The following is a 19,859-nucleotide window of genomic DNA, read 5'->3' on the forward strand; positions in this document are numbered from 1 at the left end:
ACAAAGATGCAAACTCAAATAAAAAGAGGTATGACTTCAAAAGTTTTTACTTTTGAGTCAACCTCTTTGTTTAAAACCTACTATTTTTGATCCTCATCCTTAAACTCTGTAGGTATCTCACTTTCTGTAATAGGTTCCTCTTTATCTATCTCTTCTTCAACAGAATCAGTTTCTTCCATGTTTTCTCTTTCTTCGTAAACTGCTTCTTCATTAGAAAAATCATCTTCTTCGTATTCTTCTTCTATTGTTGCTGCAGCTTCTTGGTAATCATCCATAAAATTGATTTCTTCTTCAGAATCCGACGTTTCACCTAAACGGAATTGATCGACTTCTTGCTGAAGCGTCAAAGCAATTTCCTGTAATTCGGTAGCAGCCAGGTTCACTTGATGAATCGCTTCTTTTTGATGGACACTTGAAGCACTTACTTGTTCACTTGTCGCAACAGATTCCTCTGAAATGGCACTTACCTCGAACAACTTTTCCGATAAGTTTTCATTTGCCGATTCCACACGGCCGATTGCACCTTTTACTTGAGTGATTCTGCCGTTTATCTTTGAAACATTATGAATGATACTAGTGAAAGCTTGTTCTGTTTGTTGTACAGATATTTGCTGATCATTTCTGTATTGTTCAAAACGAACTGTTTCTTTTGATAATAACTCCATCTGACTTGTCATTGATTTTACAAGCTGCTGGATTCTAAGGGCCTCATTTTTAGATCGTTCTGCAAGTTTTCTAACTTCACTAGCTACTACAGAGAATCCTCGGCCCGCTTCACCTGCTCTTGCCGATTCAATGGCAGCATTTAATGCAAGTAAGTCTGTGCTTCCCGCAATTTCTTGAATCGTTTCCACGATAGAATTGATTTGTTTAGACTGCTGAGAAGCATGCTGAATTTCAGAAATTAAGCTCTGAGCCAGTTCCAAGAATTGTTCGGAATGGGTATTAAGACGCTGTACAGTATCTGAGCCTGCCTTACCGTCGTTTTCAGCTTTTTGGGCATCCTGTGAAATCTCATCACTTATTGTTGCTGTTTCTTTAATAGATTCTGTGACTCCAGATAATAGAACCGTACATTCATGAAGGTGATCTGCCTGGCTTTGAGCACCTGTTGCTACTTGGGAGATAGCTTCTGTTACTTCATCACTTTGGGCAGTTGTTTCTTCAGATACAGCTGCCAGATTTTGGGAAGAACTCGTAAGCTTTTCAGCAGCATGCTTTACTTCGTTCATAGATTTCTGCATCTTTTCTGCCATGGCATTAAAGGTTTGGGCAAGGTCTGCCATTTCGTCTTTGGCTGAAGTATGTACACGGTAAGAGAGATCTCCTTCACCGATAATGGTAGCACCTTCTTTAAGTACAGAAATAGAAGATTGTATGGAGCGCAGTAGCCAAACACCGATAACGCCTAAAATAGCAAGAATGATTACACTAAGTGCAATTAAGCAGATTGTCAGCCAGAATTTAACCGACTTTTGTTTTTCTGAGAGAGCTGTATTCTCCTTTTGTAAGGATTTTTCAGCATCTGAAGTAGATTGGTCTACTACTCCAGCAATTTTTTCAAATGTTTTTATGTCATCTTCAATTCGCTTTGTGATCGTTTGTATGGAATCTGCAGAGTTTGTGTACTTTAATAGTTTTGATTTCATGCTTGATAATTGATCTGCAGGTATATTTTTTGTATCCAGCATTTGGTCGAATGCAAATGCGCTGTCTTTAAAGCTCTTTACGGAAGTACTATCGTATTTAATATGAACATCTTTTTCATATGTTTGCATTTGCAGCAGATTTACGAGTAAAGCCTGATCATTCATTGTCTTTACTGTTTCCGCAAATTCATCAGAAGTATCTGCCATCATCTGTTTTAATGAGTTCAGCTGGCTGGTTAGACCCGTTGCAGATTCAAATGAGGTTTGATAAGCAGTGAGATCACTTTCAATACCTTTGATGGATTTGTTACCAGTGTCTTTTGCCAGCTTGCTTGTTTCAGTCTGCAATGCTTTTAGATAAGTTAGAACGTTCTGTTTAGAGTCTGCACTAGGAGAACGCAGGTATTCTTGTTCCATTTTCCGTACTTCATTAAAAGAACTTCGAATATTGCTGCTCGAAAGAAATGCACTCTGCACACTTTCTCTTTCGCTCTCCATTTTAGAATTCTGCCATAAAAATAAACCAATAAATGCAAGTAATACTATCATTCCGGCTAAACTGATAAGAAGCATCAGTTGGACTCTTTTTCGAATTGTCATGTTCATATGTATTCCCCCCTGCAATTTTATCGGCTTTTTTTACAGTTTTTGAAGTTTTTCTATAAAAGATAATGAAAGAGATTCACTATTGTATACATGTGTCTTTACACCTGAGGGAAAGAAGATATAATGTGATAGTGTTATGTTTTACAACTAGGATTAAAGGAGTAAGATCATGAGGAGTTTTTTACATAAAAAAGGGATAAGTTTGTCACCAAAAGTTTATTTTATAACAGGCTTTCAATATTTTGCTCTCGGTTTGATGGCTTCTCTTATCGTTGGACTGATTTTTAAAACCATAGGTGAGCAGCTGTCTATTCCGTTTTTTGTTAAGATGGGACAATTAGCTATGACGTTGATGGGGCCGGTTATTGGTACGGCAGTTGCTTATGGATTAAAAGCACCTCCACTTGTCCTCTTTTCAGCTGGAATTGCAGGAGCAGCCGGTGCTGAGCTTGGAAGTGTCGCGGGTTGTTTTGTCGCGGCTCTATTTGCAGTTGAGATCGGAAAACTAGTATCTGGTGAAACCAAATTTGATATTTTGGTCACGCCTGCTGTAACCATTTTAACCGGTTATACTGTGGCGGCTTTTGTAGGACCGGGAATCGATCAGTTTATGAAAACTTTTGGACAGCTTGTGATGTGGGCTACTGAGCAACGGCCATTAATAATGGGAATATTAGTAGCCTTATTATTAGGCCTTGCTCTAACTGGACCCATATCATCTGCAGCTATCGCGATGATGTTAGGACTCGAAGGGATTGCAGCTGGTGCGGCAACAATCGGATGTGCTGCACAAATGATTGGCTTTGCAACGAGTAGTTATCGAGAGAATGGCTTTGGGGGTTGGTTGACACAAGGAATCGGTACATCAAAGCTTCAGTTTCCTAATGTCGTAAAAAACCCTTACATCCTCATTCCTCCAACAGTTGCAGGAATAATCATGGCTCCGATCGGAACACTGTATTTTAAAATGGAGAATATTCCAGCTGGTGCTGGGATGGGGACGAGCGGACTGGTCGGTCAGATCATGACACTCAGGACTATGGGCTTTACCTTTGAAACATTTCTTGCTATATTTATTTTGCATTTTGCAGGCCCAATAATCATTAGTCTGCTATTATCAGAGTGGCTAAGAAAGACAGGCCGGATCAAATTCGGTGATATGAAACTGAATCAATAAGGAGCTGCTTATTATGGAGAACATAAAGTCAATCGAACAATTTCACGAAATCATAAAATCGGGTGTAACTGTAGCTGTTTTCTCTGCAGATTGGTGCCCGGATTGTGTTGTTATTAAACCAATCCTCCCTGAGATTGAAGAGGAATATTCACAGTATAACTTCGTCTATGCAGACCGGGATGAACTAATCGAACTATGCCAGGAACTGGATATCTTCGGAATTCCTAGTTTTGTGGCCTTTAAAGACGGGCAAGAGATCGGCCGTTATGTGAATAAAGAAAGAAAAACAAAAGAGCAGATCACAGCCTTTTTAGAAGAATTAAATATCCAAAACTAATAGTATAAAAGTGTATGTTATAATAGCGATATAGTTATTTTTATAATTGAAGGGAAGTATCTCAGAATGGCAAAAGTTGAAGTGAACCACAGTAAATACGAAGGAATTCGTTTTGATATACAAGATGAGAACGTTATTTTAGTTGATATCTTAGAAACAATTCCGTTTGAATATGAAGGTAAAGAAACAATGGTTACAATTCCGACAACAGAATTTACTTCTGTTTGTCCTTGGTCAGGACTTCCGGATTTTGCAGATATTATTATTAGCTATATTCCGAACAAAGATTTAGTTGAGATGAAGTCTTTGAAATATTATTTAACTTCTTACCGAAACGTAGGAATCTATCAAGAACATGCAACGAACCGCATTAAAGAAGATCTGGTAGAACTTTTAAAGCCTAAATATTTAAAAGTTACAGGAAACTGGAATGCGCGCGGCGGACTAGGAACTGAAGTAGTAGTAGAATATAAAGAAGATAGCATTAACTAAATGAAAACCTCCTTTTGGAGGTTTTTCACGTTGAAATACTTTTTCGCTTGAATGGAGGCGGTCGGTTTGAGTAATACAATTAAGCTAAAAAAAGCATTAGAACAAAAACTCTCAAATCCTGAACGAGAAATAACGTATATGAGAGAAGAAGAAACGTTGAGAATACAAGATACGCAAACAGGTAAAGGCGTCACTCTTTCTTTAGGCGGCCTTAGTGCCAAATGGGATAAAGAAAAAGACCAGCTGTTAGAGGAGCTCGTCTATTATGTTGAAGAAGGTTTAAATGACCCTCGTCTATCTGCTGACGAAGAGTCTCTGTCACGTATTTTCCCTGTTATACGTTCAGCATCATTTCCTGCTGAAACACCAGAAGGAGAAAAGCTCTTCTATCAAGAACACACTGCAGAAACCAGAATTTATTATGCTTTAGACCTAGGCAAAACTTATAAACTTTTGACGAATCATAAGATAAGGGAATTAAACATAGAGGAATCTCAGGTTGTTGATGCTGCAAGATTTAACGTGAAGCGTCTGTCAACAGACTATAAACAGGACCAGGTAGCCGGAAATACTTTTTTCTTTTTAAATCACAATGATGGATATGATGCGAGCAGGATTCTGAATATCAGTTTCTTAGAAGAGATGAAGAAGCTAATATCAGGTGAGATGGCTTTAGCTGTCCCTCATCAAGATGTATTAATTGTTGCAGATATTCAAAATAAGCAAGGATATGACATTTTAGCCCAAATGGCTATGCAATTTTTCATGAACGGCCGCGTACCTGTAACTGCTTTACCATTTATTTATGAGAATAAAGAACTTGAACCCGTCTTTATTTTAGCGAAAAATAAGCCCGTAGAAGATGAAACGAACGAGTAATCAGTAAATGCAGTTGCTAAATAAAAGCCGCTAGAACATTCTAGTGGTTTTTATTCTTCTTTTTGAGTCGCATGTGCTCAAATAAATATTTATACTATTGTTTCTCTTCTATTTTCGCTACAATAAAGAAACAACCAACAGAAATAGGTGAGAAAATGAGTTGGATAAAAAAATTAATGAATACTTTTTTTGATGATGATAATGAGGATGAATCCTTATATGAAAAAGAAGAGCAGTCTGTAAAAAAGCAGCCTGCGGATGAGAAAGGCACGCCATCTCCTAAGCCGGCCAGAACACCAGCTTTTAAAAATGGGAGAAAGCCTGTTCAACCTAACAATCAGCATTCAGCTAAAATGCTGCATAAGTATCCAGAGAATGCTCCTTTCCGTTTCCCGGTCATACCAGATGAAAAAACGAGTAAAAAAGCTCCGATCCAGCGAAATACATATCAGCCAAGAGAAAATAATTTTGAGAAAGAGCAGGTAGTCCGCAGAGAAGAAAGATCAGCCAGAAGTGAAAGCAGAAGGTCATCTTCTACGGCTCCGAATCAAAAGAAACCAGAACCTAAACGTCCTGCATTTAAGGCTTCACACGTTCCATCGCCGGTTTATGGTTTTGAGAAAAAGAATAATAGCTCACAGAAGCCAGCATACGATGCTAAAGATTCGTTTTCAGAGAATAAATCACGGTTTACTCCTACTGATGTTCCATCACCTGTTTATGGCTATGGAAAGCGGAAACCTGAGGGGATTTTATTTATCGGAAGAGACATTCCTCCAAAAAACTCGATTGCGGAAGAACTTTTGAAGTCAGTAGACGAAGCACTTCCTGCAGCAACTGAAGAAATTGTTTCGGTTTCAGAAGAAAGAGGAGAAAATGTTGTATTGGAACCTGTAGCTCCTGATGAAGATTTTGTGGATCAAGAACTCATTGTTCAAGAAACTTTTGCAGCAGAACCTCTATTTGAATTAGAACCAGAGCAAGACTTAGAACAAGAACAAGAACTGCTAACTGAGGAAGCAGAAGTTTTCCATCAGGAAGAAAAGCCAGAGATCTTCGAAGAGCCAATTCAGCAGGAAGATAAAAGACACAACTTAAATGATGTATCTTCAACTGAACCAGTGCACCAAGAAAAAATTGAACAAGAAAGAGAAGTACAACAAGAAACAGCTCCAGTTATAAAACGTGAAACACCAAGAAGCGGCGGACAGTATGTTCCTTTTAATGTACTGATGCTTAAAAAGGACAGACAGACAAGCATGTCCCAGCCTATAAAAGAACAAACAACAGTGAGACCACAACCGTCTGCTTTTCAATCAAGACCAGAAAAGACGGTAAATGAGAACAAGCAGTTATATGTTCCATTGTCTTTCTTAAACAAGTCGGCTGTATCCCTAGAAGACGACGATATTTGGCTGAACGAACAAAAACATACTCTTCAGTCAACATTGGATAATTTTAATGTGAATGCAAAAGTTGTTCACATGACGAAAGGTCCCGCAGTAACTAGATTTGAAGTTCAACCAGCACCTGGAGTCAAGGTTAATAAGATCACAAATTTAACGGATGACATTAAGTTAAGCCTTGCCGCAAGAGATATTCGTATTGAAGCGCCAATACCTGGTAAGAACGCAATAGGTATTGAAGTGCCGAACCAGCATAGCAGAGCGGTATTCTTGCGAGAAATTATTGAGCATGAGGTTTTTAGAGACTCAGCTTCATCTTTAACAGTTGCCTTAGGTCTTGATATTTCAGGAGCGCCTGTTGTAACTGATCTCCAAAAGATGCCGCATGGTTTAATTGCTGGTGCGACAGGATCAGGGAAGAGTGTTTGTATTAACTCCATTTTAGTAAGCTTGCTATACAAAGCAAAACCAGATGAAGTAAGGCTGCTGCTTGTTGATCCTAAAATGGTTGAACTTGCGCCTTATAATCATATACCTCATCTTGTTACACCGGTAATAACCGATGCAAAAGAAGCAACTGCCGCGTTAAAATGGGCTGTTGAAGAAATGGAACGACGCTACGAAGAGTTTGCAAAAAAGGGTGTCAGAGAGATCAAACGCTATAACGAAAAGATGGAGCAAGAGAGACTCTATCAGAACAAGATGCCTTATATTGTAGTCGTAATTGATGAGCTTGCGGATCTAATGATGGTATCTCCACAGGAAGTTGAAGAAGCCATCTGCCGAATTGCCCAAAAGGCGAGAGCTTGCGGCATTCACTTGCTTCTTGCGACTCAGCGTCCGTCAGTAGATGTAATTACTGGTCTGATAAAAGCGAATGTACCAACACGAACAGCATTTGCAGTTTCATCTGCAATCGATTCACGAACGATTTTAGATATGAGCGGTGCAGAACGTTTATTGGGCCGCGGTGATATGCTATTCATGGAAAACGGATCGAATAAAGCAGTCCGTATTCAAGGTACCTTCGTATCAGATGAAGAGATTGAAGAAGTTACGCGATATGTGAAAGAAGAATATAAAACAGATTATCTATTTACACGCGAGGAACTCATTCAGCATCAGCAAACAACGGAGGTTGAAGATGAGCTTTTTGAAGAAGCTTGCTACTATGTGATCGAAGTAGGGGCAGCATCTTCTTCCAGTCTGCAGCGCAGGTTTAGAATCGGCTATAACCGAGCAGCTAGACTTGTTGATATGATGGAAAGCTTCGGGTTAGTTTCTGAGGCGATGGGAAGCAAGCCGAGACATGTTCTTCTTACACAAGAAGAATTAGAGAATCGTTTATACAGTCAAGTAGATTAAAGTTAGCTGATGTTCTAATGCTTTTGAAAGTGGTTAATATCCGCTCCAGGTTGCTCGCTTTCCGCGGGGCGTGCGGTGAGCCTCCTGCCGCTACGCGCCATTAGGAGTCTCACCTGCAACACTCGTCCCGCAGGACAAGGAACGCTTGAGCAGCGATACATCGCACGAAGAAAATGTGATTTTCATTTTCGAGGAGTCTCGCACCTTGCACTCCAATCAACCTGTCAATGAAGTGAAAGAAAAAAAACATAAGCAACAATCTTTTATAAAGAGTATTAAAGAAAGAATAAACTGGCGGATTGTCCGCCAGTTTTTCTATTTTCTGATGAAGGGCTCATCCACTGAAAAGCTCATCATAAATGATTTCCTTGAGTTATTGGGACTTGTCGGCTATTATAATGTGGGGAATAGTTCCCTTCTGTTATTAACCATGAAAAAGTCATGAGGAGTAAATAGATGAAAGAAATAGAATTAAAGCTGCAGGGAAAAATCAAGCGGCTGACGAATAAAACATTTAAATTTGATGAACGGATCAGAGAAGGTTGGTTCTCTGCTGTTTATTTTCTTAAAACATGTGAAATAGTAGAATCTTTTAAACCTGATAATGTGGTTACCATGCAGTTTTTCCAAAAAAGTGATGCAGTTTTATGCGGTTCGGATGAGGCGATCGCTCTTATAAAGACATTTGCAAAAGATCCTGAGTCGCTAGAAATTTATTCGCTGAAAGATGGAGATAAAATTTCACCTTTTGAAACAGTACTCACTATAAAAGGACCCTATCAGAATTTTGGCTTCCTTGAGGGGATGATTGATGGAATCCTAGCCAGAAGAACGTCGGTAGCTACGAATGTTTATAATGTAGTCAAAGCTGCGAGTAAATCCGGTATTCAAAAGCCTGTGATTTTTATGGGTGACAGAGACGATCACTTTGCTCAGCAGGCTGGAGATGGGTATGCATCCTATATCGGAGGCTCAACCGCACAAGCTACTCATGCAATGAACGAATGGTGGGGCAAAAAAGGTATGGGTACGATGCCACATGCTCTTATACAGATTTTTAATGGCGATATTGTTGAGGCTACGAAAGCATATCATGCGAAATATCCTGAAGATGATCTTATCTCTCTTGTCGATTACAACAACGATGTTATTACAGATGCTCTAAAAGTTGCAAGAGAGTTTGGGGACACGCTAAAAGGGGTAAGGGTTGATACTTCACGTACGATGGTCGATCAATACTTTTTCAGAAACCCAGATGTGCTCGGTTCTTTTGACCCAAGAGGCGTTAACCCTGAGTTGATATTTGCACTTCGCAATGCTCTGGATGAAGAAGGCTTTCATCATGTGAAAATCGTTGTAAGCGGAGGATTCAAAAAAGAAAGAATCGAACAATTTGAAGAGCAAAAAGTTCCTGTAGATATATATGGGGTAGGCAGTAATCTATTAAAGATCAATATCGGATTTACAGGCGACAATGTCCTGATGCACGATAACCATCAAGCAAAAGCAGGAAGAATCTATCGACATAATCCAAGACTTGAACGTGTAGAATAGGTTTGGATTAAATATTCATTCTTTTGGTGAAGTTATTAGGAAGGTATTCTTTTAATATCGGACTATTAGAATCTTATCATCTGTCTATCATGGTGATGAAACTCTATTTTTGCTATAATGGTTCAAGTATTTGAATCAGCCTGTAATTTGTAAGATATAACCATTCAAGTAATCAGGCATATAATAATACAAATAGGCCTTTTAGAAGGTGTTCTTTTTGTGGAGGGCTTTACATGACACAATACCATTTTATTGGAATTAAAGGGACAGGGATGAGCCCGTTGGCACAAATCCTTCATGACATGGGTCATGATGTACAAGGATCTGATATTACTCAATACATTTTTACACAGTCAGCGCTGGAAGAGAGAAACATTCCTGTTTTACCGTTTGACAAAAGTAACATTCAAGAAGGTCAGACCATTATTGCAGGTAATGCATTTGGTGAACAACATGAAGAAATCCAAGCAGCAAATGAAAAGAATATACCGATTCACAGGTATCATCATTTTCTTGGGGAATTTCTATCTAACTTCACTTCTATTGCCGTTACAGGTTCACACGGAAAGACTTCAACGACAGGACTGCTTGCGCATGTAGTTGGTGCCGCAAAGCCGACTTCTTTCCTTATCGGTGATGGAACTGGAAAAGGTAGCATGGGCAGCGAATACTTCGTGTTTGAAGCATGTGAATACCGAAGACATTTCCTTTCGTATGAACCCGACTATGCTATCATTACAAACATCGACTTTGATCATCCTGATTACTTTTCTGATTTAAATGATGTAATCAGCGCATTCCAGCAGATGGCGATGCAAGTGAAAAAGGCGATTATCGCATGTGGTGATGATGCCAATCTTCAGCAGATTCATGCTCAAGTACCGGTTGTATTTTACGGATTTGAAGATCATAACGATTTTCAGGCTAAAAATATTCAACGCGGTGATGAGGGAACGACTTTTGATGTGTTTGTGCGCAATACGTTTTATGGTACGTTCCAGATTCCTGGATACGGAACTCATAATGTGTTGAATGCACTAGCGGTTATCGCGATCTGTCATTACGAAACACTGCCAATGGATATTATTAAAGAGCAATTGAAGAGCTTTACAGGTGTGAAGCGCAGATTTTCAGAAAAGACAGTTGGCGATCAAATCTTGATTGACGACTATGCACATCATCCGACTGAAATTAAAGTTACGATCGAAGCTACAAAATATAAGTATAAAAATCGTGAAGTGGTTGCTATTTTCCAGCCGCACACGTTTACCCGCACTAAAACTTTTCTGGATGAATTTGCAGAGAGCCTAAGTGAAGCTGACCATGTATACCTTTGTGATATATTTGGTTCAGCAAGGGAAAATGCAGGTAATCTATCAATCGATAATCTAAAAGAAAAGATTCCGAACGCGCAGCTCATATCAGAAGATAACATCGATGTTCTTAAGAAATTCGATAATGGTGTTCTTCTATTTATGGGAGCTGGCGACATCCAGAAGTTCCAAAGAGCATACGAAGAAGCACTTACAGCAACTCCATAAGAGCAAAAAGAAGCTGACCCATAAAATTTATGGTGTCAGCTTCTTTTGATTCATTTTTAGCAGATATTGAGTAATTGAAACACTGTTTAAAGCTGAAATTTAAGGGGTTGCGTGGAACTAAAAGCATTTGTTTGAAACGTGGAGTGTTCTGCGTGAAACCTGCGATAGTATGCGTGAAACTAGAGTATTTCTGCGTGAAAAGTACATGTTCCTGCGTTAACGTGTAATAAAATATAAGAACACGTACCGTAAAACTTTAAAACGCAGCTATTTATAAGAAAAAACCGCCTAAATTGACTATTAGGCGGTCTTACTTATATTACTTTAAGTTTTCTGGATTCAACTGCTCAAGTTCCGGCAATACAAATACACCATCTTTACGGATTAAAACATCATCAAAATAAATTTCTCCACCGCCGTAATCAGGGCGCTGAATCATTACCATATCCCAGTGAATGTTAGATTCATTTCCGTTATAAGCTTCTTCATACGCTTGACCTGGTGTGAAGTGGAAGCTTCCGTCGATCTTCTCATCAAATAAGATATCCTTCATCGGATGCTTAATAAATGGATTTACTCCAATCGCAAACTCACCCACATAACGCGAACCTTCATCAGTATCAAAAATTTTGTTGATACGCTCTGAATCGTTTGCAGTAGCCTTTACAATTTTCCCATTTTCAAAAGTTAATTGTACATTTTCAAATGTGAATCCATTGTAAGGTGATGGAGTATTATAAGAAATCGTTCCGTTTACTGAATCCTTAACAGGAGCTGTAAATACCTCTCCGTCAGGAATGTTATTCTGGCCCGAACACTTGATAGACGGAATATCTTTAATAGAGAACGACAGGTCTGTTCCAGGTCCTGTAATACGAACTTTATCTGTTTTATCCATTAGATCTTTAAGGGCAGTCATTGCTTCATCCATCTTGCCATAGTCAAGGTTGCAGACTTCAAAATAGAAGTCTTCGAATGCTTCAGTACTCATGCTGGCTGATTGAGCCATAGAAGCATTTGGATAACGAAGAACACACCATTTTGTTTTTTTAATACGGATCTTGCGGTGCATAGCAAAAATCGTTTTTTCATAAAGTGCCATCTTTTCAGAAGGAACATCTGACATTTCGTTGATGTTATCGCCTGAACGGAGCCCAATATAAGCATCCATCTGACTCATCAGTTCACCTTCATGCTTTGCGATCATCTCCATTTGTTCTTCTGATGCTTGCGTATACTGTGCACGCATTACTGAATGATCCTTTAGCAATACAAAAGGATATCCACCAGCGGTATAAGCTTCTTGTACTAATGCATTTACTAGTTCTTTTTGTAGTCCGAAGTTTTCGATAAGAACCTTTTCACCTTTTTGTAAGTTTACCGAGTATGTAATTAAGTTTTTTGCGAGTTGCTGAATTCGCGGATCTCTCATGTAGAATAATCCCCCTATATTTTTAATATCTTCTTTATTTTAACTTAATTTAAACAATTTGTAATGTTCTATTAAAGGAATTTAGCTTTAAGCCAAGAATACTTAATAAAACACGTTTCCTTTGATTTAAACTCGGGAAAAGCTAATAATATACTTTCAGGAGGTGTCTCGTATAATGGAAACTATTATTTCAATCAGTGTAGCTATTATTGCAGTAGCATTTGTTGTACTCGTTTATTTTTTGTCAAGAGCTCTAAAGTCCTTGCAAATAACCCTCGATAATGTCGCGGTAACGCTTGGAAGTCTGGAAAAACAACTGGACGGCGTGACGCGCGAGACAACCGATTTGTTACATAAAACAAACCAGTTAGCCGAGGATGTTCAAAAGAAATCTGATTCGTTAAACCACGTTTTTTCTGCAGTACAGGATTTTGGTCAATCTGTTCAAAAGGTGAACCAATCTGTCCGTAAAGTTACCGACCAAATCACGGTAGAAACAGAGCGGCAGTCAAAGCAAATATCGCAAGCGGTTCAATGGGGAAATGCAGCATTGAATTTATGGGAGAAATATAAGCTCAAAAAATCCAATGTTGATTCAGCAACAAACCAATATTCAAGAGGAGGAGTGTAAATGAGCAACAACAATAACAACAATCAAAACATTGACAGCAAAGATTTTATGATCGGTGCTCTCGTTGGCGGAATGTTAGGGGCTGCGGCAGCATTATTACTAGCTCCTAAAGCAGGAAAAGAGTTGCGAAGTGATTTAAATGAACAAGCTGTGTATTTAAAGGATAAAAGTAACGAGTTTTCTCATTTAGCTCGTGAGAAATCCTCAAATATTGTACGTACTGTTTCCGAGCAATCGAATCAAGTAGCTACAAAGGTTAAAGATTTAACTTCTAACCTGCGCAAAGACATTGATAAATGGCGTGCAAAAGAAGAAGAGAATGCGTCTGAATTGTATGGTGAAATTACAGACGATATTCAAGAAGAGAAGCAATTAGATTATGACCCAGCAAATGAGCAAGAATTAGTAGAGCAAAAATATTGATAAGTAATTAACAAATATGAAAAGATAAGAAAAAAGAATCTGATTCTTTTTTCTTGTCTTTTTATTATGGAGGTAGATTATTTATGTCACTTATTCAACTGCAGAATGAACAGGATTGGAATTTAGTTAAAGAACAAAAAAAACGGATCATTATTATGAAAAACAGCACAACATGCCCTGTTAGTCATGAAGCGTTTAAAGAATATCAAAAATTCGCATCTGATAATGAAGAAGAAACGCTATATTACTTAAATGTTCAGGACTCCAGACCGCTCTCTAATCTAATTGCAGAACAAACAGGAGTGAAGCATGAATCACCACAAGTTTTGATCCTTGCAAATGACACAGTCGTTTGGCATGATTCTCATTGGAACATCACAAATAAAAAACTGACTCAGGCAAATGAAAAAACAAAAGCGTAGCAGATCACTGCTGCGCTTTTTCTTTAAGATTGTTTTAGCAAACTTTATTGCCCTTGAAAGTGGTTGATTTCCACTCCAGGATGCTCGCTTTCCGCGGGGCGTGCGGTTAGCCTCCCTATCGCTTCGCGCTGACGGAGTCTCACCTGTCCCGCTTAATGGAAGTACCCTTGCTCCTGTGTATACAAGTAAAATGCTAGCGATGTCAGCTTCCTCGTCGCATGCTTTGCGAGAAGCATCTCAGGTGGTAGGCACGCACCTTACACTCTAATCAACTTGTCAACGAAGGGTGTCAAAAACAATTGATAATAGAAATCAGCCATTAAATAAGAACCTCGAACTTCAATTCTAATGAATCTCCTGTTTCAATCTCAGTTTGAAAGCCTGCTTTTTCTTTGTTTTTTAAAATAATTAATGTTTCACCCGGCCGTGGGGAAATTGCAATATCAACCCTTGTAAAAATATCCTGAAAAATAAAAGGCTGCTGTTTTGTTCTTTCCATATTGAGTTCGTCATTCAGAAACAGAATAGAATCTTCCATTAGAGACTCACCATTGCGATAGAACTTGAATAAAGGCTTTGTCAGTGAAACTTCTTCATTATTAAATGTTACCGAACAGGATTGCAGGAGATTTAATTGAAGAACATCAAGTAATTCGTTTAAGGTTACCTGTTTGTCTCCAGCTGCTTCAAATGTGAGATGATCCCCATCGTCCCAGTTTGATGCTCTATCAATGTCTATGCCATTTAAATAAATGTTATTATTTTTATTGCGGATCAATTGAACGGGCTTGCCATCAACTTTTACAGAGAAAGTGGGGGTGTCTTCTTTTCGGTATAACCCTTGTATCTCCATCACTTCTTCTATCGTATCAGGAAAATAAGAAATGAGTTCATCCCGGTCATTTAATAAAGTTTCAGGAGAAACAGGCTGTTGATTAACATAATACTGTGTTTCGATAATTGTTGATTCGCCATCAATTAAAATCGTTTTCACTACATGTTCTTTAACCGCTTCTTTAGCAGCAATCGAGGCATTTGCTCCATTTACACCCGCAATATAGGAGATAAAAGCTCCATCAAAAATTTCATCCGAAAGAGAAGCTTCCTTTCCGCTCATAATAATTTGCGGTGGGGTGCCAAGACTGCCCTTAATTATTTTTACTTCACCATTGACCTTGATCATAAGTCCCATACCGGGTCTTCCATATAGCTTAGAAAGGTCAGCGCCGCCAGCTATCAGTGCATCCCCAATCGTAAGTTTTTTTACTTCGAATAACCTTATCGTTTTATCGTTAACAGTAACGGTTACATATTTTACAGGATTTTCTCTTGCGGCTATCCCAATCCCAACAGGGGTAACAAATTCAGGACCCGTCTGTTCAATGGATGAAGTAAGTGATGTTATAGCATCAATACCTCGAATAGCTGCACGTTCTGTTGGTAAATCAAGCTTTTCTGCAATCTTCTCACGCAGACCTGGTGTCATACTTCCTCCGCCTACAAGCATGACAGCTTGCGGTGGCTTTGCATTCAGATGAAGAATTTCTTTCGTTATTTTTTCAGCAAGATTTTCAATGGCTGGCTGTATTTTTTCCAAAACTTCGAGTTTAGATTTTTTTGAAGAAAATCCTAAAATATCGGTATACTCCACGAAATCATTTTTATATAGAGATCGCTTCATGTCTTCAGCCACCGGGAAATCCAATAGGAATTCTGAGCTGATCGCTTCAGTGATTTCATCTCCTGCAACAGGAACCATACCATAAGCCACAACAGTACCTTCATCAGTTAAAGCTATATCAGATGTTCCTGCTCCTATGTCAACGAGAGCCACATTTAATTTCCTCATAGATTGGGGTATGAGTACATTGATTGCTGCGATTGGCTCAAGTGTTAAAGCTTCCATCTCCAGGCCGGCTTCTCGCAGAGCTCTAATTAAGGATTCTACCACCACTCTTGGAAGAAAAGTTGCGATTACCTCGACGGAAGCTGTTAACCCTTGCTGACCGATGAAGCTTCCGATTTCTTGATCATCCAGGTAATAATGAAGAACCGAATATCCTACACAGTCATAGATGTGGTTAGATTTTTCATCCAGCATGCTGGCCAGCTGAAACTGCGCATGCTGAACAGCTGCAAGCTCCAAATGTATAACTTCTTCTTGCAAGGTTACGGAAACAGCAGATATATCCTTTTCGGATCTTCCTTTAACTGTCTTTAGGGCACGTCCAGCGGCTGCGACACAAACTTTTTGGAGCGGTCCTGTTTCAAGCTCAAGCTCTTCTTTAATTTTCTTTATAACTTTAGCAACTGCAGGTATGTGGTGGATTTGTCCATCCAGCATAGAACGCTCTTCATGTTCCATAACTTTCATATGCATAACTTCATATTTTCCATCTGCATGCTGCTTTAATATCATACCGACAACTGACCGAGTGCCGATATCCAATGCGAATAAAAGTTTTTTGTCCACGAAGGCACCTCTTTTTGATACGATAGACGTAAGGAATTGTTTAAACGCTTTAAACTGATAATTTTATAGCCTAATTATTAGAAATGTATCACATTTTTTACATTTTATAAATACAGAGGTGTATATAGATGAATCATCCAGAATTAAACACATTACGGACCGAGCTTGATGAAATCAATAAAGAGCTCTTAAGGTTAATCAGTAAACGTGGCGAACTTGTACAGAAGATCGGAAAGATTAAGACCGCACAAGGCATGAAAAAATATGACCCTGTAAGAGAAAGACACATGCTGAACCTAATTGCTTCAGAAAATGAGGGTCCATTTGAAACAGCTACGATGCAGCATCTTTTTAAAGAAATATTTAAAGCAGGTCTGGAACTGCAAGAAGATGATCATAGAAAAGCCCTGCTCGTATCTAGAAAACAGCGATCACAGGATACTGTTATATCGGTTAAAGGGACTGAGATCGGAAGCGGAAGTCCAATTCTAATTGCCGGTCCTTGTGCTGTAGAAAGCTATGAACAAACAGCAGAAGTAGCCCAAGCTGTAACGGACCAAGGCTTGAGAATTCTTCGTGGCGGGGCGTTTAAACCTCGTACATCTCCATACGATTTTCAAGGACTTGGTGTTGAAGGATTGAACATCTTAAAAAAAGTTGCGGATGAATACAACTGTGCAGTCATCAGTGAAATTGTTCATCCAGATGATTTAGAAATGGCTTCTGAGTATTTGGATATTATCCAAATCGGTGCAAGGAATATGCAAAACTACGAATTACTAAAAGCAGCTGGAAAAATAGACAAGCCTATTCTATTAAAAAGAGGTTTATCCGCTACAATCGAAGAGTTTATTAATTCAGCTGAGTACATCATGTCCCAAGGAAACGGTCAGATCATCCTTTGTGAGAGAGGGATTCGTACCTATGAAAGAGCAACTCGAAATACGCTTGATATAACAGCTGTTCCCATTTTAAAACAGGAAACACATCTGCCTGTATTCGTAGATGTTACACATTCTACAGGTAGAAAGGATCTGCTTCTCCCAGCAGCTAAAGCAGCTTTAGCCATTGGAGCTGATGGAGTCATGACAGAAGTACACCCTGATCCTGCAGTGGCTTTGTCGGATGCAGCACAGCAAATGAACATTAACGAGTTTGAAAAGTTCGTTAGTGAACTTGTTAAAACAGGCTATATTAAAATCAATCAGATGGTATAGAGGGTTCCACTAGCCGGCAGCATAATCGCTGCCGGTATTTATTATGGTCAGCCATTAAAAAAGAGTATGATAAACTCAAATTTCGCCAAAAATAAACAAAATAGGTATGTTTTCTTTTAAAATCATTTCAATTATTGAATAAATCGTGAAACATGCTTCTATTCGTTGCCTACTTTACTACTTTATCGTATGATATTAGCATTACATAGCTGTCGGACATGCAGTAAAAAAGGAGGACTTTTTTTGAATACAACAATTTATGACGTGGCACGCGAGGCAGGCGTTTCTATGGCAACGGTTTCACGTGTTGTTAACGGAAACCCAAACGTAAAGCCATCTACACGTAAAAAGGTATTAGAAGCAATTGAAAGATTAGGCTATCGTCCTAACGCGGTAGCAAGAGGACTAGCAAGTAAAAAAACGACAACGGTAGGGGTTATCATCCCAGATATCTCAAGTATCTTCTTTGCTGAACTAGCAAGAGGTATCGAAGATATTGCGACGATGTATAAATACAATATTATTTTATGTAACTCTGATCAGAACAAGGAAAAAGAAATCCATCTATTGAACACGTTGCTTGGAAAACAAGTAGATGGAATTGTGTTCATGGGCGGAAAGATTACAGAAGAGCATGTAGAAGAGTTCAAGCGTGCTCCAGTTCCGATTGTAATGGCAGCAACGGTAGACATGAACGAAGAAGTTCCTTCAGTAAATATCGATTATGAAAATGCTGTTTATGAAGCAGTTACAAATCTTCTGGAAAAGGGACACTCATCTGTCGCTATGGTGACAGGACCTCTTGAGGATCCGATTAACGGCTACTATAAATTTAACGGGTATCGCAAAGCGTTGGAAGAGCACGGAAAAAAAGTGGATGAGAGCCAAGTTTTTGTTGGTGAATACACGTATGATTCTGGTATTGAAGCTGTTGAATCTTTCCTTGATAGTGATAATAAACCATCTGCTATTTTTGTAGGAACAGACGAAATGGCTCTAGGTGTTATTCATGGCGCACAAGATCGCGGTTTGAATGTTCCTGAAGATATTGAAGTAATCGGATTTGACAACACCAGACTTGCGACTATGGTTCGTCCAACCCTTTCAACAGTCGTACAGCCAATGTATGATATCGGAGCGGTAGCCATGAGATTGCTGACAAAGTTAATGAACAAAGAAACGGTGGAAGAACATACTGTTGTATTGCCTCATCGTATTCAATTTAGAGATTCTACAAAATAGAAGGTTCTTTTTCAAAAAGATTGTTGCTTGAGATCATTTTACTTCTTCATTGAAAGTTGATTGGAGTACAAGGTGCGAGACTCCTGGGGGACGAGTGTGACAGGTGAGACTCCTAAAGGCGCAGAGTGCCAGGAGGCTCACCGCACGCCCCCCGGAAAGGGAGCATCTGGAACGGAAATCAACTTCTTTCAAAGCAACAAAGTTTGCTAAAACAGCCAAGTAAAGACGATTTGATGAGGTGGGAGAATTGAGAATTGGTATTATCGGTGCAATGGATGAAGAAATCGTATATATGAAAGAAGCACTTGATATATATGGGGAAAGCACTTTCGCACAAAATAAGTTTTATGAAGGTACACATCATAATAAAGAAGTAGTACTGTGTAAATCTGGTGTAGGTAAAGTTAATGCAGCGATTACTACACAGATTTTGATCGACAGATTCCAAGTTACCCATGTCCTATTCACGGGTGTTGCTGGTGCACTTGACCCTGTTCTTGAAGTTGGAGACATCGTTATTTCCTCAAGCGCGATGCAGCATGATATCGATGCATCTGCATTGAGTCCTGATTTTCCGAAGGGAACGATTCCTATGTTCGCCTTTGATTCTGAGTTCAAAGCAGATGAGAAGCTTGTTAAACTGGCAGAGGCAGCAGCTGAGAATCTTTCAGGACCACAAGTGAAGGTCGGTAAAGTTTTAAGCGGTGATCAGTTCATTGCGGATCGAGATCTAGTTGAGTATTTTGGTACTTCATTTAATGGAACGTGCATCGAGATGGAAGGATCAGCTGTAGCTCAAGCTTGCTTCTTGAACGAGGTGCCGTTTGTTATTATCCGTTCTATTTCGGATAAAGCGAACGGTGAAGCCCCCGCGAGCTTTGGTGAATTTACTGCACTTGCAGCAAGACGTTCATCTGATATGGTTGAATCTATTATAGAATCCCTATAAAAATAAGGCTGGCTCAAGGCAGGAAGATATCTGCCTGATTGAGTCAGTTTTTTTAATAAAGAAT

17 protein-coding genes are annotated in these 19,859 nt (G+C 39.1%); 14 read left to right on the forward strand and 3 right to left on the reverse strand.

The features are described 5' to 3' along the window. Positions 1 to 80: 80 nt before the first annotated feature. A complete protein-coding gene (locus EV282_RS05275; protein ID WP_130294388.1) occupies positions 81 to 2,255 on the reverse strand; it encodes a methyl-accepting chemotaxis protein in 2,175 nt (724 codons plus the stop codon). A 169-nt stretch (positions 2,256 to 2,424) separates the two neighbouring features. Between EV282_RS05275 and EV282_RS05280 the strand changes: the two genes are divergently transcribed. The 8 genes from EV282_RS05280 to murC all read left to right on the forward strand — a co-directional run bounded on the left by EV282_RS05280 (position 2,425) and on the right by murC (position 11,006). After that, positions 2,425 to 3,432, forward strand: coding sequence for a PTS transporter subunit IIC (locus EV282_RS05280; protein ID WP_130294390.1), 1,008 nt, complete (start codon positions 2,425 to 2,427; stop codon positions 3,430 to 3,432). Positions 3,433 to 3,445: 13 nt separating this feature from the next. Beyond that, positions 3,446 to 3,769, forward strand: coding sequence for a thioredoxin family protein (locus EV282_RS05285; RefSeq protein ID WP_130294392.1), 324 nt, complete (start codon positions 3,446 to 3,448; stop codon positions 3,767 to 3,769). Between the two features lie 66 nt (positions 3,770 to 3,835). Continuing rightward, entirely contained in the window at positions 3,836 to 4,261 is a 426-nt protein-coding gene (gene queF, locus EV282_RS05290) for a preQ(1) synthase (RefSeq protein ID WP_130294394.1), read from the forward strand. A 66-nt stretch (positions 4,262 to 4,327) separates the two neighbouring features. Then, positions 4,328 to 5,140 carry a DUF1444 family protein gene (locus EV282_RS05295; protein ID WP_319005295.1) on the forward strand — a complete coding sequence of 271 codons (813 nt, stop codon included), beginning with the start codon at positions 4,328 to 4,330 and terminating at the stop codon, positions 5,138 to 5,140. A gap of 155 nt (positions 5,141 to 5,295) precedes the next feature. Then, positions 5,296 to 7,911 (forward strand): DNA translocase FtsK, encoded by a 2,616-nt coding sequence (locus EV282_RS05300; protein WP_130294398.1) that lies wholly within the window; start codon positions 5,296 to 5,298, stop codon positions 7,909 to 7,911. Positions 7,912 to 8,056: 145 nt separating this feature from the next. Continuing rightward, a complete protein-coding gene (locus tag EV282_RS20160; protein ID WP_165389368.1) occupies positions 8,057 to 8,356 on the forward strand; it encodes a hypothetical protein in 300 nt (99 codons plus the stop codon). 11 nt (positions 8,357 to 8,367) lie between these two features. Then, the gene (locus EV282_RS05305; RefSeq protein ID WP_130294400.1) at positions 8,368 to 9,465 is read left to right on the forward strand and encodes a nicotinate phosphoribosyltransferase; all 1,098 of its coding nucleotides are present in this window, start codon (positions 8,368 to 8,370) and stop codon (positions 9,463 to 9,465) included. A 233-nt stretch (positions 9,466 to 9,698) separates the two neighbouring features. Beyond that, a complete protein-coding gene (gene murC / locus EV282_RS05310) occupies positions 9,699 to 11,006 on the forward strand; it encodes a UDP-N-acetylmuramate--L-alanine ligase (RefSeq protein WP_130294401.1) in 1,308 nt (435 codons plus the stop codon). 319 nt (positions 11,007 to 11,325) lie between these two features. Here murC and EV282_RS05315 read toward each other — a convergent pair whose 3' ends face one another. Beyond that, positions 11,326 to 12,438, reverse strand: coding sequence for an aminopeptidase (locus EV282_RS05315; protein WP_130294403.1), 1,113 nt, complete (start codon positions 12,436 to 12,438; stop codon positions 11,326 to 11,328). 175 nt (positions 12,439 to 12,613) lie between these two features. Between EV282_RS05315 and EV282_RS05320 the strand changes: the two genes are divergently transcribed. The 3 genes from EV282_RS05320 (at position 12,614) to ytxJ (ending at position 13,914) form a co-directional block, all read left to right on the forward strand. Beyond that, the gene (locus EV282_RS05320; RefSeq protein ID WP_066291735.1) at positions 12,614 to 13,069 is read left to right on the forward strand and encodes a DUF948 domain-containing protein; all 456 of its coding nucleotides are present in this window, start codon (positions 12,614 to 12,616) and stop codon (positions 13,067 to 13,069) included. Then, entirely contained in the window at positions 13,070 to 13,492 is a 423-nt protein-coding gene (locus tag EV282_RS05325) for a YtxH domain-containing protein (RefSeq protein WP_130294404.1), read from the forward strand. An 83-nt stretch (positions 13,493 to 13,575) separates the two neighbouring features. Further along, on the forward strand, positions 13,576 to 13,914 hold the full coding sequence (ytxJ, locus tag EV282_RS05330) for a bacillithiol system redox-active protein YtxJ (protein WP_130294406.1): 339 nt from the start codon (positions 13,576 to 13,578) through the stop codon (positions 13,912 to 13,914). A 319-nt stretch (positions 13,915 to 14,233) separates the two neighbouring features. On the opposite strand, the gene EV282_RS05335 is transcribed toward ytxJ, so the two are convergent. Next, positions 14,234 to 16,387, reverse strand: coding sequence for a cell division protein FtsA (locus EV282_RS05335; RefSeq protein ID WP_242611835.1), 2,154 nt, complete (start codon positions 16,385 to 16,387; stop codon positions 14,234 to 14,236). A 128-nt stretch (positions 16,388 to 16,515) separates the two neighbouring features. Between EV282_RS05335 and EV282_RS05340 the strand changes: the two genes are divergently transcribed. The 3 genes from EV282_RS05340 (at position 16,516) to EV282_RS05350 (ending at position 19,795) form a co-directional block, all read left to right on the forward strand. After that, positions 16,516 to 17,604 (forward strand): bifunctional 3-deoxy-7-phosphoheptulonate synthase/chorismate mutase, encoded by a 1,089-nt coding sequence (locus tag EV282_RS05340; protein WP_130294408.1) that lies wholly within the window; start codon positions 16,516 to 16,518, stop codon positions 17,602 to 17,604. A 243-nt stretch (positions 17,605 to 17,847) separates the two neighbouring features. After that, positions 17,848 to 18,846: a catabolite control protein A gene (ccpA, locus tag EV282_RS05345; protein WP_130294410.1), complete on the forward strand. Its 999-nt coding sequence runs from the start codon at positions 17,848 to 17,850 to the stop codon at positions 18,844 to 18,846. A gap of 247 nt (positions 18,847 to 19,093) precedes the next feature. Continuing rightward, the gene (locus tag EV282_RS05350; RefSeq protein ID WP_130294412.1) at positions 19,094 to 19,795 is read left to right on the forward strand and encodes a 5'-methylthioadenosine/adenosylhomocysteine nucleosidase; all 702 of its coding nucleotides are present in this window, start codon (positions 19,094 to 19,096) and stop codon (positions 19,793 to 19,795) included. Positions 19,796 to 19,859 lie beyond the last annotated feature (64 nt).

The organism is Fictibacillus sp. BK138 (assembly GCF_004216955.1).
Classification (GTDB): domain Bacteria; phylum Bacillota; class Bacilli; order Bacillales; family Fictibacillaceae; genus Fictibacillus.

What these genes read in the sequence shown, in the direction of transcription:
- EV282_RS05325 (WP_130294404.1), top strand. Translation starts at nt 13,070, where the DNA reads ATGAGCAACAACAATAACAACAATCAAAACATTGACAGCAAAGATTTT.
- EV282_RS05315 (WP_130294403.1), bottom strand. Translation starts at nt 12,438, where the DNA reads ATGAGAGATCCGCGAATTCAGCAACTCGCAAAAAACTTAATTACATAC.
- queF (WP_130294394.1), top strand. Translation starts at nt 3,836, where the DNA reads ATGGCAAAAGTTGAAGTGAACCACAGTAAATACGAAGGAATTCGTTTT.
- EV282_RS05300 (WP_130294398.1), top strand. Translation starts at nt 5,296, where the DNA reads ATGAGTTGGATAAAAAAATTAATGAATACTTTTTTTGATGATGATAAT.
- EV282_RS05320 (WP_066291735.1), top strand. Translation starts at nt 12,614, where the DNA reads ATGGAAACTATTATTTCAATCAGTGTAGCTATTATTGCAGTAGCATTT.
- EV282_RS05285 (WP_130294392.1), top strand. Translation starts at nt 3,446, where the DNA reads ATGGAGAACATAAAGTCAATCGAACAATTTCACGAAATCATAAAATCG.
- EV282_RS05340 (WP_130294408.1), top strand. Translation starts at nt 16,516, where the DNA reads ATGAATCATCCAGAATTAAACACATTACGGACCGAGCTTGATGAAATC.
- murC (WP_130294401.1), top strand. Translation starts at nt 9,699, where the DNA reads ATGACACAATACCATTTTATTGGAATTAAAGGGACAGGGATGAGCCCG.
- EV282_RS05305 (WP_130294400.1), top strand. Translation starts at nt 8,368, where the DNA reads ATGAAAGAAATAGAATTAAAGCTGCAGGGAAAAATCAAGCGGCTGACG.
- EV282_RS05275 (WP_130294388.1), bottom strand. Translation starts at nt 2,255, where the DNA reads ATGAACATGACAATTCGAAAAAGAGTCCAACTGATGCTTCTTATCAGT.
- ytxJ (WP_130294406.1), top strand. Translation starts at nt 13,576, where the DNA reads ATGTCACTTATTCAACTGCAGAATGAACAGGATTGGAATTTAGTTAAA.
- EV282_RS05280 (WP_130294390.1), top strand. Translation starts at nt 2,425, where the DNA reads ATGAGGAGTTTTTTACATAAAAAAGGGATAAGTTTGTCACCAAAAGTT.